Source organism: Aquisediminimonas profunda (assembly GCF_019443285.1).
GTDB classification, from domain to species: Bacteria; Pseudomonadota; Alphaproteobacteria; order Sphingomonadales; family Sphingomonadaceae; genus Aquisediminimonas; species Aquisediminimonas profunda.
This window is the reverse complement of the sequence record NZ_CP080327.1, coordinates 594406-610111: the sequence shown is the minus strand read 5'-3', so window position 1 is coordinate 610111 and position 15706 is coordinate 594406. Positions and strand designations below refer to the sequence as shown.

Annotated in this window: 10 protein-coding genes; 5 read left to right on the top strand and 5 right to left on the bottom strand. The window is 59.9% G+C overall.

Annotated elements, in window-relative coordinates:
* Nucleotides 1-245: 245 nt before the first annotated feature.
* The gene (locus tag K0O24_RS03085; RefSeq protein WP_219894384.1) at nucleotides 246-4880 is read right to left on the bottom strand and encodes an NAD-glutamate dehydrogenase; all 4635 of its coding nucleotides are present in this window, start codon (nucleotides 4878-4880) and stop codon (nucleotides 246-248) included.
* A gap of 98 nt (nucleotides 4881-4978) precedes the next feature.
* On the bottom strand, nucleotides 4979-6268 hold the full coding sequence (locus tag K0O24_RS03080; RefSeq protein ID WP_219894383.1) for a PAS domain-containing protein: 1290 nt from the start codon (nucleotides 6266-6268) through the stop codon (nucleotides 4979-4981).
* Nucleotides 6269-6502: 234 nt separating this feature from the next.
* On the opposite strand from K0O24_RS03080, the gene K0O24_RS03075 reads away from it, so the two are divergent.
* Together K0O24_RS03075 and K0O24_RS03070 are read left to right on the top strand one after the other, a co-directional pair.
* Nucleotides 6503-7126: an RNA polymerase sigma factor gene (locus K0O24_RS03075; protein WP_219894381.1), complete on the top strand. Its 624-nt coding sequence runs from the start codon at nucleotides 6503-6505 to the stop codon at nucleotides 7124-7126.
* Nucleotides 7123-7716, top strand: coding sequence for a TetR/AcrR family transcriptional regulator (locus tag K0O24_RS03070; protein WP_219894380.1), 594 nt, complete (start codon nucleotides 7123-7125; stop codon nucleotides 7714-7716). Before K0O24_RS03075 ends, K0O24_RS03070 begins: the two co-directional genes overlap by 4 nt.
* Nucleotides 7717-7719: 3 nt before the next feature.
* On the opposite strand, the gene K0O24_RS03065 is transcribed toward K0O24_RS03070, so the two are convergent.
* The 3 genes from K0O24_RS03065 to K0O24_RS03055 all read right to left on the bottom strand — a co-directional run bounded on the left by K0O24_RS03065 (nucleotide 7720) and on the right by K0O24_RS03055 (nucleotide 10744).
* Nucleotides 7720-7983, bottom strand: a complete 264-nt coding sequence (locus K0O24_RS03065; protein WP_219894379.1) for a hypothetical protein — start codon at nucleotides 7981-7983, stop codon at nucleotides 7720-7722.
* A gap of 297 nt (nucleotides 7984-8280) precedes the next feature.
* Entirely contained in the window at nucleotides 8281-9426 is a 1146-nt protein-coding gene (locus K0O24_RS03060; protein WP_219894378.1) for an acyl-CoA dehydrogenase family protein, read from the bottom strand.
* A 124-nt stretch (nucleotides 9427-9550) separates the two neighbouring features.
* The gene (locus tag K0O24_RS03055; protein ID WP_219894374.1) at nucleotides 9551-10744 is read right to left on the bottom strand and encodes an acyl-CoA dehydrogenase family protein; all 1194 of its coding nucleotides are present in this window, start codon (nucleotides 10742-10744) and stop codon (nucleotides 9551-9553) included.
* 167 nt (nucleotides 10745-10911) lie between these two features.
* Between K0O24_RS03055 and K0O24_RS03050 the strand changes: the two genes are divergently transcribed.
* The 3 genes from K0O24_RS03050 (at nucleotide 10912) to K0O24_RS03040 (ending at nucleotide 15631) form a co-directional block, all read left to right on the top strand.
* A complete protein-coding gene (locus K0O24_RS03050) occupies nucleotides 10912-12117 on the top strand; it encodes an MFS transporter (RefSeq protein ID WP_219894370.1) in 1206 nt (401 codons plus the stop codon).
* 166 nt (nucleotides 12118-12283) lie between these two features.
* Complete coding sequence (gene infC, locus K0O24_RS03045; RefSeq protein ID WP_219894369.1) at nucleotides 12284-12787, top strand: translation initiation factor IF-3; 504 nt, start codon at nucleotides 12284-12286, stop codon at nucleotides 12785-12787.
* 129 nt (nucleotides 12788-12916) lie between these two features.
* Nucleotides 12917-15631: a TonB-dependent receptor gene (locus K0O24_RS03040; protein ID WP_219894367.1), complete on the top strand. Its 2715-nt coding sequence runs from the start codon at nucleotides 12917-12919 to the stop codon at nucleotides 15629-15631.
* The last annotated feature ends 75 nt before the right edge of the window (nucleotides 15632-15706 follow it).

Below are 15706 nucleotides of genomic sequence, written 5' to 3'. Positions count from 1 at the left end.
CCTGCCTGCGCAGGGGCGACGATGGTTCTGCGTCTTCGCGTCTTCGTGTGAAAAAAGCCTTTCCTATTCGGCTCCGCTCTGCTTCATCCTGTTCGATGAGGTGCACGGGCTTCCTTCCCCCGATTCCTGCGGCACGCGGCGCTGCGCACCAACTCCGGGCGGGTATCATTCTACCGGAAGGGAATGACAAGTTTGACAAGTTCCGCCGTCGCCCCTGCGCAGGGGCGACAGAACAGCTTGGTCCCCTAGCTCAGCAACAATTGCCGCGCCTGCCCTGCGATTTGCGCCAGCATCGCCGGGGTCGGCTGGGCGCCGGTGCGGGCGCGGTCGACCATTGTGCGGAAGGAGGCCACCCGCTGGGCGTGCGCGGAAAGCCAGCTTTCGACATTGGCCCGCGGCGTCTTCCCGCCTTTTCGGGCGAGGAATTCGAGGCGCATCGCCTGGAAATCGCGCGCCAACCCAGCGGCGAGCAGCCGCTCCCACGGGTCGCGCGGGTCAAGCTGCATCGCGGTGCCTTGCGCCCAGTCGATGCCAAGCGCCGCGCCAAGGGCCGTAAAGCCACCGGTCAGGGCAATCACGTCCGTGCCGGACTTTGCGGCAAGGGCGGCAAGGCCAATCGAGCCATCCAGCTCGGCAAGGCGGACAAGCTGTTCGGCAAGGCGGCGCGGCGCTCCGCGCTTGGCCAGCCGCTGGGCATAGTCATCCGCCTGCTTGAGCGCTTCATCGCGCAGCAGCGCGCTGCGTTCGGCGGACAGGCGCTCGACCATCGGGCGATAGGCGGCAATCGCCTTGTCGTTCGACCGGCCCATAACGGAGTTCCTGAGGATGTCCGCCATGTGTGCGCGCATTTCCACCGCCACTTGCTCGAACAGCATCAGCCGCGTGTCTTCGGCCAGGTCGGCATTGTCGATCGCTTGCCACAGGGCGGCAATGCCATAGACCTGCTCGGCAATCACAAAGGCTTCGGCCACTTCGCCCAGCGAGCTGTTCTCTTCCTCGACCAGTTCGAACGGGTGGATGAGGCCAAGCCGGTTGACGATGCGGTTCGCCAGCTTGGTCGCGATGATTTCGCTCCGCAGGCGATGCCCCTCGATCGCCTTGGCGTGGCGCTTGCGCATTTCCGGCGGGAAGGCGGCGAACAGGTCCGGCAGCGTGGCCGGATCATGGCCAAGGCTGGTCTGCTCGATCGCATGCTGGAGCGCGAGCTTGGCCGTGGCCATCACAACCGCGAGTTCGGGCCGGGTCAGGCCCTGCCGGTCAGTCGCGCGGCGGTGCAGCTCGTCATTGGAGGCAATGCCTTCAACGGCACGGTCCAGCTGGCCGGCGGCCTCGAACGTCTCGATCAGGCGGATATGGGCGGGCAGGTTGTCCGCCCCGCCGCGCTGGGCAATCGACAGGGTGAGCGTCTGGAGCCTGTTGTCCTCCAGCACGATCGCCGCAACATTGTCTGTCATGCTGGCGAGCAGGGTGTTGCGCGCCTTCATGCCGAGCTTGCCCGCGGCCACATCGGCGTTGAGCGCGATCTTGATGTTCACTTCATTGTCCGAACAATCGACGCCTGCCGAATTGTCGATGAAGTCGGTGTTGATCCGCCCGCCCTTCAAGGCAAAGGCAATGCGCGCGGCCTGGGTGACGCCAAGGTTTGCACCTTCGCCGATCACCTTGGCCCGCAGGTCTTCGGCATTGACACGGTGGGCGTCGTTCGCGCGGTCACCCACTTCGGCATTGTTCTCGGACCGCGCCTTGACGTACGTCCCGATGCCACCGAACCAGATCAGGTCGACCGGGGCCTTCAGGATCGCGGAAATGAGCGAGGACGGGTCAAGCACTGTCGCGTCCGTGCCCAGGATCGCCCGCATTTCCTTCGTCAGCCTGATTTCCTTCATGGTGCGCGGGAAGATGCCGCCGCCCTTGGAAATCAGTTTCGCGTCATAATCCGCCCAGCTGGAACGCGGCAGTTTGAACATGCGCGCGCGTTCCTTCCAGCTTGCCGCCGGATCGGGATCGGGGTCGAAGAAGATGTGCCTGTGGTCGAAGGCGGCGACGAGCTTGATGGCCTTGGACAGGAGCATGCCATTGCCGAAAACATCGCCGGACATGTCGCCGCAGCCCACGACACGCACTGGTTCCTTCTGCACATCGACGCCGCTTTCGGCAAAATGCCGCTGGACGGAGACCCAGCCGCCCTTGGCAGTGATGCCCATCGCCTTGTGGTCATAGCCGACCGAGCCACCGCTCGCGAAGGCATCGCCCAGCCAGAAGCCGCGCTCGAGCGCAATGGCGTTGGCCACGTCCGAAAAGGTCGCTGTGCCCTTGTCCGCCGCGACGACAAAATAGGGGTCTTCACCGTCTAGGATGACGACGCCTTCGGGATGGACGACCTGGCCCTTCACCAGATTGTCCGTGACTGACAGCAGAGATCGGATGAAGATCCGGTAACATTCGGTGCCTTCGGCCAGCCAGGCATCGCGGTTGGACGGATCGGGCAGGGCCTTGGGATAGAAGCCGCCCTTTGCGCCCGTCGGCACGATCACGGCATTCTTGACGCGCTGCGCCTTCATCAGGCCCAGGATTTCGGTGCGGAAATCGTCCCGTCGGTCGGACCAGCGCAGGCCCCCGCGGGCGACGGGGCCGGCCCGCAGGTGGATGCCTTCGACGCGCGGCGAATAGACGAAGATCTCGCGCCAGGGCTTGGGATCGGGAAGGCCGGGCACCTGCGCGCTGTCGATCTTGAAGGCAAGCGCTTCACGTGCGGCTGGCGCATAGGCATTGGTTCTGAGCGTCGCCCGGATGACGGCGCGGTAGAGCCGCAGGATGCGATCGTCGTCAATACCGGAAACCCGGGCGAGCCCGCGGGCAATCTCATCTTCTGCGGCCTTGGCGGCGAGATCGTCCCCATCAGGACTGTGTCTGGCCGCAAAGAGCGCTGCCAGGGCTCGCGCGATTTCAGGCGCCTGCCGAAGCGCATGGACGACCGTTGCCATGCCATAGGGCATCCCCGTCTGGCGCAGATAGCGGTAGAGCGCACGAAACAGCGTGACGGAAAAGGGCGCCAGATCAAGTTCGACGATCAGCTGGTTGAACAGGTCATTCTCGGCCGCACCTTCCAGCACGCTTGCGACGGCGCCCTCAAGCACCGTCGGATTGGCGACAAGCGCCGAGCCGCCACGCCCGCCTGCCGTTTCAAGGACGAATTTCTGGATATGGCCAAGGCGCCCCGAATCCAGTGGCGTCGAAAGTTCCTCGATCACGTGGAAGCCGAAGTTCTCGAGTGCGGGAACGGCATCCGAAAGCGTCAGCGGATCGAGGCTGTAGAGCTTGAGCCGCAGGCGGTTCGCGGCATCATCGCTGTTGCGATAGAAGCGCGCACCACGCCGGGCCGCGTCGGAAAGGGCGTGGATACAGCTGATGTCGAGGGCCGCTTCGTCAGGCCCTGCGCCGTTGCGATAGGCCATGGGAAAGGCGTTCGCGTAACGCAGCGCCAGCCGGGTTGCGTGGCTATGGTCGCCAAGCTGGCCCAAGGCCGCTTCGACTGCTGGCTGCCAGCCGCGAACCATCATTTCGATCCGCTCGTGAAGCGGCGCGGCCTTCGGCTTCTTGCCGCCCTCGCGCAGGTCAAGCGTATACCGGATCAGCGCGACCTCGCCATCGCCCAGGTCAATGGTCCAGCTCAGCAGCCGGGCGTGCGCTGTCTCTGCAAGCATGTCGGCAATGGCCAGCCGGCGGGCTGTGGTCAGTTCGTCTCGGGGCAGCCAGACAAAGGCGAACAGGTGGCGGTCAAGCGGCGCTTCGACCAACTCGATCATAGGGCGTGGGCGGTCCGCGATCGACATGGCTGCAAGCGCAAGATCTTCGAGGGCCGTCTGGTCGATGCTGATCGCAATATCATGCGGCAGGCTCTCGATGGCATGCCCAAGCGCCTTGCCGGTATGGCCTCTGGGATCGAACTTGTATTTCACCTGCAGTCCCTGAAGGCGCTGGCGCAGGATGGGCGTGTCTTCCGCTGGCTTGCCCAGCGCTGCGCTTGTCCAGAGGCCGGCGTGGATCGACAGGCCCACAAGCCTTTTTCCTTCGCGGCGCGGTGCTATCAGCAGGTCGAGTGGCACGCGCCTGTGGATGCTGGACAGCATGTTGGACTTGATGACCAACAGTCCTTCCCCGCCTTTGCGATAATGGCCAAGAGCCCTTTTACGCGCGCTTTCGGACAACAGGCTTTCGCCGCGATTGCGGCCGATGCCCAGCCCGGACTGAAACGCGGCGTCGGCCCCGAACAGAGCATGACCAAGGAGCGTGAAATTATTGTCCTCAAACCAGGAAAGCAGAGCTGCGTCTTCTGTCGGCAGCAAGGTGGCATCATCCAGCATCGCTGTCTTGAGGCCATCCCAATCATTCACGGCATTGCGGACATCGAGCATGCTTTGCCGGATCCCGTCACGAATCTCGGCCCGGTCGCGGGCGTCGGCTCGATCAGTTTCGATATAGATGAGCGACTCCGGCTTTCCGCCCTTGCCGATGCCTGTGAGGGTGCCCTTTGCATCGCGCAAAACATTGATGACCGGGTGCAGCAGGCGATCGATCACGAGGCCTTTGGACGAAATCACGGCAGCGACGGAATCGACCAGGAACGGCATGTTCGGGTTGACGATGGCCAGTCGCATGCGCCGCCGGCCATCCGCATCCGTTACCGTATCAACAGCCATGCTCGGCGATCCGCTTCGCCGGCTCGCAAGCGCTGACATGGCAAATTCGGCCGCCGCCAGCCGGGCCTGCGGTCCGAAACCGTCAAGATCGCCCGGGAGTGAGCGGGCCGCGAGTGCCTTTGCTATTTCTGCGACTGGATTGATGGGCTGCGCGATGCTGCCGTCGGACACTGCTGTCATTCTGCTCCGCCTGAATCTGATGGATGCCGCCCTTTGCAGGCGTGCATCGAGATTGAGCGCTTATGCGCTCCGGAACAGTCTGGCTCAACCCTGTAATATTATTGCGTGAGCGCGCGCAGTGCTTTTTCCACGAGCCCGGCATCGCCCGACAAGGTTCCGAGCAACCCGACATGGCCCTGGTCGATCCGTCGCGCGACAAGCACAACAAATTCTTCATCACCTGGCGCTTCTATGATCATGCGGGGGGCCATAGCCCGAGCACGTTCGCGGGCGGCATCGCTTGTTGCGGTTGCAGCCTTGCTGGCGGGACGGCGCTCTGCGCGTTCGGCATAGACCATGCCTTTCAGGCCGCCCGGATGCGATTCAAGTGCCGCCTGGAACCCGCCAATGCCAATGCCAAGGCGGCGACCATGAGACAGAGCCATGCCATATTCGGCCAGGCGGGTCTTGTCATAGCCCACACCGAAGACGAGCTTGACGATAGGAGTCATCGGTGCCCTTGCCTGCGCTACAATCCGGTTGTCGGCCAGTAGCTCTGCATATTCGTCGGGGCGATGATCGGCGACTGCAGCAAAATCATAGGCAAGTGAGAGGGCGCGATAGAGAAACTGGCGACTGCGGGATTCGGAATGCGTCGCTGCGTCGGCAGTCTCGCGTGCGGCCGCCAGCCAATCCCATAGCGTTTCACTGCCATCTGGCTCGAATTCGGCAACGATCTCTTCCGGCTCTTCAGATACCATCGCGTCAAATCCAGGAGAAACAAGCGGAGCAAGTGCGCCGGCACCACTCGGCCCGTCGGCCCAGACATTGACGGGCGGGTCATGCCGGACGGGCGCTGTCTGCAGGACCTGTTCGACCTGACCAATGATCGCCTTCGTTTCAGCTTCGTCCGCGACTTCCTTCCAGTTGATGACGCCGTAGATGAAGTCGATATTGTCGTCGTCGGATGAAAAAGGCATTAGTATGCCGCGATACATTGTGTTGTTGCCGCGACCATTCACGAATTCGGCTTCGAACCCGATGGGCGCGCGGTTGGCAATGATCTGGAGATAATGGTCTGTCAGGCGCGACAGCAGCGACCGGCTGGGAATATCCGACACCGTCTCGAGACTGTTGCCCATGTCGCATTCCTGACGCAGGGCATGACCAAGGAACGCGATCGTCGGGCTTTCGATCCCCCCCGTAAAATCGAGCAAGACACTGTGTGGTCCGAAATCGTCCATGTTGGCGGGGTCAAGGTCTTCGATCGCCGGATAGGCACGGCCGTTCAGCAGCGACACCCAGTAGTTATAGGCGCGAACATGCATTCGGCGTTCATCGGTCCCAACGTTCAACGGAGTTTCCACGCCGTCATCGTCGTCCCGGGCAAATTGGCCTGTCTGGTCCATTTCGAAAACCCTCAACTCGTCCCACAATCGAATTGGAGCGGTTCTGCACCACATATGGTTGATGAAGAGTTAAGACTTGGCGCGTCGTGGCGCGGGAGCGGATCTTGCGAATGGACACCAAGACTTTTCAGTTGAGCCTCATATAATTCGTGTTATGATGGCTAACATGATTTCTGGATTGCCTGAATTCCAATCGGTTGGCGCATACAAACGCCTCAGCGGGGGGACAAAGCCATGTCAGATAATGGGCCCCCAAACGGGATTGGCCGAATTGCGGATAGTGGAGGCAATGACGATCTTTCGTCCTGGCTCGGCTTGATCGGTCAAGGGGACAGGCTCGCCTTCAAGAAACTGTATGACGCTGTTTCACCTCGACTTTTCGGTCAGGCAATGAAGCTTATGCGGTCCCGTGAAGCTGCTGAGGATGTCTTGCAGGAGACGTTTCTGAGGATTTGGGCGAGCGCCGGCCATTTCGATCCGGCCTATGGACATGCCCTCGCATGGCTGGCGCGAGTCACGCGCAATGTTGCAATTGACCACCTCCGTCGTTTGCGAAAGGCGCAGCGCTATTTCGTTCCGGAAGACGAGGCCCCCGGTGAACCGGTCGCACCAGAGCCGGTCGAAGATCGGCTAGACCTTGAAAAGGCCCTGAACGCCTTGCCAACGCCCCAGCGGGAGGCAATTTGCAGTATTGTGGTTGAAGGACGGACGCATGAGGAGACTGCAATCCGCGGAGGTATCCCGGTTCCCACTGTCAAGTCGCGGGCGCAAAGGGGTCTGAAGCGCCTTCGCTCAACGCTTGAAGTTGATGAATGCGAAAAGGGTGAGCCGATTCAAAACGGAATGGCGACCGTGTGAAGCCACCGCGAGCGCCCTACAAGAGTCCTTTGCGCGCCAGGCTCAAGGAACAGACGTCGATTATCATACTTGAAGCGGTCGCCAAGATCTTGCGGGAGGCGGACCTGAATGCCGTGAGCATCGCAGAGGTGGCCCGCGTTGCCCGGATGTCGGAACAGACAATTTATCGGCACTACAACAGTCGCGACGCGCTCATGCGCGCGTTCACCGAATATTATCTGGACCATGAGACGGGCGGCCCACAGCGCAAGCTGCCGGAAACCATAGCGGAGCTTCTCGAATGGGTCTCCAGCCGATACCGCGCCTGGGAAAACGATCACCGCATTGTCAGTGAAATCTACCTCGCCCCTGTTGGACGCGAACTTCGTGAACCGCTCTATGCAATCGGCTATACAAACATCATGCGGATGCTGGAACGCGAGCGTCCGAACCTTGGTGTCGACGCGCGGAGTGATATTGCCGCGGCGATGTTGACCCTGATGAGTACCGAGAATTTTGTGTTCCTGCACCGCACGCTCGGCTTTGGTGCCAAGCAAGTCCATACAAGTGTGAAGGCTGCGATCGACGCGATCCTGGCGGGAACGGAATGACCTTCAAGTCTCTTCGCGACCTGAGATTTTGGCCATGATTGCCTCCCAGGTCTTGGCTGGCGGCGCAACATTAGGCCTTTTGGATGCAAGACTTTCGACTACGCCGGAACCAAGCCGAACGCGATAACGTGCAACCAGCAGCGCGAAGTCAGCATCCGTGCGCATCCGTTGCAGCGCGTCTCCAAGATCGGGGTCGATAAGGATGCCAAGCGCATAGTCCAACGCCAGTGCTTCATCTGCATAAACTTCCTGGCCGACGATACTCACACTCTTAACACCCGGCTTTTGCGCTCTTCAATCCGCTCAACACCAGAGAGACGATAATGGATGCATATGCGATTCGCGTTCACGGTGCTTTTCGGAAAGATCCGCGAATCCGCCGCAGGAGCCCTCGACCAGGGGGGGGAGGGCCGGGTGCTCCTGCGGTCGGTACGCTTTTGTCTCACTCGGTCTACCCGACATTGGTGTTGTCAGGTGCATCAGGCCGCGCAGATCGGGCGCGACAACTGCTAAACGAACGACCGAGGCACAAGGATGCATCGGGATTGAAATTTTTTCTCCAGTTCAGGCGGCGTCGGCGAGCGTCAGCCTTTCGAACCGATCCAGATGGAAATCAGCCGAACCGAACTGGCCTTCAATCATTGTCGCCCTCTTGAAGTAGTGGCCAATCGCCAGTTCCTGCGTGATGCCAATGCCGCCATGCGTCTGGATCGCGCTCTGCCCCACGAATTTGGCAGACCGCGAAACCTTGGCCTTGGCAAGGCTCACCGCCGCCTTGCGCTCATCAGCAGGCAGGTCGAGCTTGAGCGTTGCCATCAGGGTCATCGAAACAATCTGTTCGACCTCAAGGAACATGTCCGCCATCCGGTGCTGGAGCACCTGGAACCGACCGATCGGCTGGCCGAATTGCTGGCGCTGCTTGGAATAGTCCAGCGTGCCTTCATGCAACTTGCGGGTGACGCCACATGCTTCGCCACAGACCGCAACAGTCGCTTCGTCGACGATCTGCTCAATCAGAGGCAATCCCGTCCCTTCGCCGCCGAGAAGGGCATCGGCCGACACCGCGACATTCTCGAAATAGACTTCGGAGGCCTGAAACCCGTCAACGCAGGGATAATCGCGGCGCACGATGCCGGGTGTCTTTGCGTCGACCAGGAAAAGCGACACCCCGGCTGCCTCGCGCTGCGCTCCGCCGGTCCGCGCCGTCACAAGAAGGTGCGTTGCCCAGGGTGCCGCATAGACCACGCCCTTGTGCCCGTTGAGGACATAGCCAGCGCCGTCCTTCCGCGCACTGGTGCGCAAGTTGGCAAGATCGTAGCGGCCTTGTGGTTCTGCATAGGCAAAGGCGATGATGGCGTTGCCTGCGATGATTTCCGGGATCAACGCATCGGCTAGGGGACCACCGGCTGCTTTCAAGGCGCCACCGCCGATGACGACAGTCTGGAGATAGGGCTCGATCGCGATGACCTTTCCGAACTCTTCCATCATGATCATGTTTTCCAGCGCACCGCCGCCAAGACCGCCCTGTTCCTCGCTGAACGGTGCACTCAATATGCCAAGATCCGTTGCAAGGGCCTTCCAGATACCGGGGTCACGGCCGCCGGTTGACGCAATCATCTTCTGGCGTTTGTCGAAGTCATAGGTGTCAGCCAGAAAACGCGCGAGCGTATCGCGCAGCATGTCCTGCGTTTCAGTGAAATTGAAGTCCATCGTGTGCCTGTCTTTCTGTCTTTTTGAACCGTCATCCTGAAATCGCTCCGGGATCCATCGCGTGCACCCTCGCCCCGACATCGAGGCGGCACGGACCCCGGAACAAGTCCGGGCTGGCCTTGGGCTAAAGCCCCAAAACCATCTTCGCGATGATGTTGCGCTGTATCTCGTTCGACCCGCCATAGATGGTGGTCTTGCGGGTGTTGAAATATGTCGGAGCCGCGCGATGTGCATAATCCGGCCCGATCGGGTGCTCATTGTCCCCTTCACCAAACCCACGGAAATAGGGCGCGCCATAATGGCCTACCGCTTCCAGGCTCAGTTCCGTCAGCCGCTGCTGAATCTCGGAACCCTTGATCTTGAGCAAGCTTGATTCCGGCCCGGGCCCCTTTCCGGCATTTTCACCGGCAAGGCTGCGCAGTTCAGTGAACTCGAGTGCTGTCAGGTCCATTTCCAGTTCTGCGACCTTGCGCTTGAAGAAGGGATTTGAAAGCAGGGACCGGTCGCCATCCATTTCGGTTCTGGCGATGGCCTTGACCCTTTCGATGCCGCGCTTAGACGCTGCAACACCAGCAATGCCCGTGCGTTCGTGCGCAAGCAGGAACTTGGCGCAGGTCCACCCCTTGTCCTCTTCATAGATGCGCTGGCTGACCGGCACGCGAACATCTTCAAGCCAGACTTCATTGACTTCATGCTCGCCGCCAAGCGTAATGATCGGGCGGACCGTGATGCCGGGCGACTTCATGTTGATCAGGAGGAAGCTGATCCCTTCCTGCTGCTTGACGTCGCTGTTCGTGCGGACGAGGAAGAAGCCCCAATCGGCATGTTGCGCCATTGTCGTCCAGGTCTTCTGCCCGTTGACGATATAGTGATCGCCGTCGCGGACGGCCTTCGTACGCAGCGAAGCAAGATCGGATCCGGAACCGGGTTCGGAATAGCCCTGACACCACCAATCCTCACCGGACAGGATGCGCGGCAAGAACTGCGCCTTCTGCTCAGGCGTGCCGAACGTGTAGATCACCGGCCCGACCATCGCGAGGCCGAAGGGCATCAGGCGAATGCAGTCTGCACGCGCTGTTTCTTCCGACCAGATATATTTCTGTGTCGCCGTCCAGCCGGTACCGCCATATTCGACGGGCCAGGCAGGCGCGACCCAGCCCTTCTTGTGAAGGATACGATGCCAGCTCAGAAAGTCTTCCTTGCCCAACTCATCGCCTTCATCTTGCTTGCCGCGCAGGTCCTGCGGATAGTTTTCCGCGATGAAGGTGCGCACTTCGTCGCGGAAGGCAAGCTCTTCGGGGCTGAATTCAAGATTCATGATCGACTCTCCATAGTTCCGTGATCCCCGATTAGGAGAGGTTTACGTTAACGTCAATTCACTTCCCGTTGGCTTTCTCTGAGCGGTGAAGCGTCGGCAGACAGGTTTCGCTGTTGACTTTGCGCCCGACAAGCTGCGAGCATCGATCAGGAACAAGAGGACAGTAGATGAGTGAGTGGAGTCGCGGCTGGCGCACGGTGCTTGGCTGCGCCGTAGGTTCCGGAGTCGGGGCTGTGCTGCTGTTCTTTACATTCAGTCTCTTCGTCCTTCCCATCGCGAGCGAACTGAAAGTGTCTCGCGGGGAGATTGCGACAATCCAGTCTCTGGTGGTTGCCGGTGCACTCGGTGCGCCGTTGATCGGTCGGGCAACCGACCGGCTGGGCTTTCGCGTCGTCTTTCTTGGGTCGATGGTTGCGGTTGCCGCTCTTGAATTCGCGGTTGCATTTCTGGTGAATGATACACGCGGCCTGGCGGTCTGTGTTTTCCTGATCGGCCTGATCGGTGTGGGAACAACCGGGCTCACGGTTACGCGCCCGATCAATGCCTGGTTCGACAAGCATCGCGGATTGGCGTTGGGGCTTTCGGCTTGTGGAATCGCAATTGCAACCATCATCGTTCCGCCACTGCTTGAAGCGCTGGCGGCGACCTATGGCTGGCGGGCAGGTATCGCCGCACTGGCGGCCATGGCCGCTATCATTGGCCTGCCAGCCGTCTATTTCCTGGTTGACAATGAGCCGCCCGATTCCCCCCAGTTGCATGGCCGCTCGTCGTTGCATCAGACCGGAGATTGGTCCTTCCTTCGCGAAGGCGCTTTTTGGCTGATGGCTTGCTCGCTTGTTGCAATGGGGGCGGCAGGGTCCGGATTCATCGGCCAGATGTCACCGATGATCCAGGATGAAGGGCTGAGCGCGCAAATGGCCGCATTTGCCCTGTCGATGTTTGCCATTGGCCAGGTGTCGGGCCGCTTGATCGGCGGCTGGTTCCTCGACCGTTTCGATCCGCGACGTATTGCGATCCTGCTCAACCTCTTGCCTGCCAGCGGATTTCTTTTGCTCTGGGGCTTCGACAATTTGGGCGCGACTGCGCTTGCAGCGGCCTTTCTGATTGGCTTCCAGCAGGGATCGGAACATGACATCTTTGCCTATTTCACCGCGCGCCGGTTCGGGATTGCCAATTATGGCACTGTCTATGGTGCGCTGATCGGTCTCGGCTGGATTGGCAATGCGACGGGGCTGATCGGCGTTGGCCGACTGCATGATGCCTATGGCAACTATATGCTGGCCCAGCTGCTCGGGGCATCCGCATTGGCTTTTGGCGCTATGCTGTTCGTCTCCATTCGCCTGCCGCCACGGCGGTCCGCAATGGTGGGCTGAAGTGACGTAGCAGCGCAACACTGGCGCAAATTCTGGCGCAATCGTGTTTTCGGGCTTTGCGTTCCGGCACAAAACCGATACATCGCGCGGCTGACATCCACGTCTTGGAGAAATTGTTATACCACCGCTTGCCCCACGCCGTCCTCTCGGCCCAACGCCCGCCCAGATGAATGGGCCGCGTTTCAATGAATTTATCCAGTCCCCCAAGGTGCGGGTGATTGATGAAAATGGCGAAAATCTGGGCGTGATGTACACGCGCGAAGCGATCGAGCAGGCCGCAGAAGTTGGCCTTGATCTGGTGGAGGTCTCGCCAAACGCAGATCCGCCGGTCGCGAAATTCCTGGATGTCGGCAAGTTCAAGTATGAGGCCCAGAAAAAGGCCAATCAGGCCCGCAAGAGCCAGAAGACGCAGGAGATCAAGGAGATCAAGATGCGTCCGAACATCGACGATCACGATTATGACGTGAAGATGCGGTCGATCCACAAATTCATTGCCGAAGGCGACAAGGTCAAAGTGACGCTGCGGTTTCGCGGACGCGAACTGGCGCATGGCGAACTGGGTATGAAGTTGCTCGTGCGGGTTCAGGAAGATACAGCTGAGGATGCAAAGGTCGAGCAATATCCCCGTATGGAAGGCCGCCAGATGCTGATGGTGCTCAGCCCCAAATAAGCCTGTGGCATAAATGCCGCATTGAGGCCCGAAATCTTGCAATAAGAGTTCGGTCGACAGGCGCCGTGCAACCAAAATCCCCGTGCGAGACGTAGTCGAGACGCAACACTTGTCTCGAGGATGTCGAATATGCGTAAAGTGAATTTCCTGGTTTCCGTCGCCATGTTGGCAATGACTGTGCCGGCATGGGCCCAAGAGCAGGCAAAACCAGCCGATGAAGCCGCCGCAGAAGGCGGGGACGACATTATCGTGACGGCAACCCGGCGCGAGGAATCGCTTTCGAATGTTCCGATCGCGATTTCGGCAGTCTCCGGCGAGGCGCTGGCCAATACCGGAGCCACGGACATTCGCGCCCTTAACCAGCTGGCTCCTTCGCTCCTGGTGCAGGGCGCGACGAGCGAAGCCGCCTTTACCGCGCGCGTTCGCGGCGTTGGCACGGTCGGCGAAAACCCCGGCCTTGAATCTTCAGTCGGTCTTTTCATCGATGGCGTCTATCGCAGTCGCACAGGCGTCGGTCTTTCGGAACTGGGCGATATCGAGCGCGTCGAAGTCTTGCGAGGCCCGCAGGGCACTTTGTTCGGGAAAAACTCTACGGCCGGCCTGATCAACATTACGACCAGGAAACCAAGTTTCGATTTCGAAGCCAAGGGCTCCGCAACCTATGGCAATTATGATTATTTCCGGATCGATGGCTCGGTCACTGGGCCGATCACCCAAAGCATCGCCGCCAAGCTGGACGCCGTTTACCTCAAACGTGACGGATTCACCAAGAATCTGACGCCCGGCCTCAAGGACTCGAACGATCGTGATCGTTACCTGATCCGAGGGCAGGTCCTGTTCCAGCCGAATGATGACGTCAGTCTCCGGCTGATTGGAGACTATACCAAGCGCAATGAAATCTGCTGCGCGGCGCCTTATCTCGGGCCGACGCGCATCCTGAGCCGTGATGCGTCCGGAAACCTCGTGATCGCGCCCAATAATCTGCTTGCAGCGATTAATGCACTCACTCCTGTCGGTGCCAATATTCCAACCAATCTCAATAGCCGCTCGACATTCAACCGCAGTGTTTCGACGACACCAGGCTTCAACTATCGCTCGGACACGGAAGATTATGGCATGTCGGGTGAGCTCAACTGGAATCTTGGGGGGGCAAAGCTGACCGCCATTACCGCCTATCGCGATTATGAGAATATCCAGGGGCAAGACCAGGACTTCATGCGGCTTGATGTCTTGCACCGCACGGCGCTTACGCGAGAATTCAAGCTGTTCACGCAGGAACTTCGGCTGCAGGGCGAATCGTTCGGTGGACGTCTGAACTGGCTGTTTGGCGGCTATTATTCCGATGAAAAGCTGGACGTGACTGACAATGCCAAGTTCGGCGCGGATGCGGCGCAATTCCTGAACTGCCGTGTCGTGGCCGGAAGTGCGGCACTGGCACCAACGATCAATCCAGCCTCTCCAACCTGCTCGAATGCCCCAGCTTCATCCTTTCCAGGTTTCAATGCGCTCGCCGCTCAGCTCGGCGTAAGCCCGCTGGCTGGCACAGGTGCTGTCCGCAATGCGTTCCGCCAGAACAGCAGCAACTACGCCTTCTTTACGCATAACGTCTTCGACATCATCCCCGACAAGCTCTCGCTGACACTGGGAGGGCGTTATACGCATGAGCGCAAGACGCTGCGTTCCTCATTCAATAACAACAACACTCTATGTACGGCACTCCGCAACATTGCATCGCCACTTTCAGGGCTGGCCTGCGCGATCAACGCTGATGCAGGACCGGGGTTTACCAGCGCCAGCCCAGGGACCAAGCGGACTGAGAATGAGTTCACCGGAACCGCTGTGTTGAGCTTCAAGCCAGTCGACGACTTGCTGCTCTACACCTCCTTCTCGCGCGGGTACAAGGCAGGCGGGTTCAATCTCGACACATCGGCGCTCGATGCTCCCTGCAACCCGAATGCCGGTTCCGCAGCGCAAAAGGCGGCATGTGCGGCGGCGCTTGCTTTGCCCGCCAACCAGCGGGGCAATGCCCGTCCGGAGGCGGCCGATCTCCAGTTCTCGCCCGAGCGGGTCAATTCGTTCGAAGCAGGCCTGAAGTACAATGGTCGAGGTTTCGATCTGAATTTCGCGGCCTTCTATTCGCTGTTCAAACAGTTCCAGCTCAACACCTTCAACGGCATCAATTTCGAGGTGACGAACCTTCAGGGATGCAAGGACAGCCTGAACGGGGCTGACAAGGATGCCAGTGCTGCAACGGGTGCCTGCGCTGCCAATCGGACGAGGGCCGGGGTGCTGTCCAAAGGCTTCGAAATTGAGGGCGTTCTGCATCCGGCAAGAGATGTGAACGTCAACTTGGGCCTGACCTATTCGGACACGAAGTATCGCAAGAATCTGGTCGGCGCGAACGGAGTCCCACTTGCCCCCACCCTGTTCCAGTTGCCGGGCAATCAATTGTCCAATGCACCGAAATATGTCGCGACGACGGGTTTCAGCTATTCGCCTGAGATTGGCAATTCGGGTCTGAGCGGTCTGCTCTATGTCGATGCCCGTTATCAGAGCGACACCAACACAGGGTCCGATCTGGATCGGGAGAAGATCCAGGATGGCTTTATCGTCGTCAATGGCCGCATCGGGCTTTATGGTCGTGACAAGAAATGGGGGGTCGAGTTCTTCGGCCAGAACATCTTCAACAAGAAGTACCAGCAGGTTGCAGCCGATGCTCCGCTTCAGGGCAGCGGAACCATCGGCGAAGTGCAATCCGGGAATGCCGCGACATCCAACCAGCTGTTCATCGCCTTCCCGGGCGAACCGCGCACCTATGGGATCACGCTGCGCGGCAAGTTCTGACGACACAAAGCTACAATTGCAGATCCAAGGAATGGCTCGTCCCGGTTCATCCGGGGCGGGCCATTTTGTTTCCCG

Coding starts and splice junctions, on each gene's coding strand:
- K0O24_RS03080 (WP_219894383.1), bottom strand. CDS start 6,268: ATGGACCAGACAGGCCAATTTGCCCGGGACGACGATGACGGCGTGGAA.
- K0O24_RS03075 (WP_219894381.1), top strand. CDS start 6,503: ATGTCAGATAATGGGCCCCCAAACGGGATTGGCCGAATTGCGGATAGT.
- K0O24_RS03040 (WP_219894367.1), top strand. CDS start 12,917: ATGCGTAAAGTGAATTTCCTGGTTTCCGTCGCCATGTTGGCAATGACT.
- K0O24_RS03055 (WP_219894374.1), bottom strand. CDS start 10,744: ATGAATCTTGAATTCAGCCCCGAAGAGCTTGCCTTCCGCGACGAAGTG.
- K0O24_RS03050 (WP_219894370.1), top strand. CDS start 10,912: ATGAGTGAGTGGAGTCGCGGCTGGCGCACGGTGCTTGGCTGCGCCGTA.
- K0O24_RS03085 (WP_219894384.1), bottom strand. CDS start 4,880: ATGACAGCAGTGTCCGACGGCAGCATCGCGCAGCCCATCAATCCAGTC.
- infC (WP_219894369.1), top strand. CDS start 12,284: ATGAATGGGCCGCGTTTCAATGAATTTATCCAGTCCCCCAAGGTGCGG.
- K0O24_RS03060 (WP_219894378.1), bottom strand. CDS start 9,426: ATGGACTTCAATTTCACTGAAACGCAGGACATGCTGCGCGATACGCTC.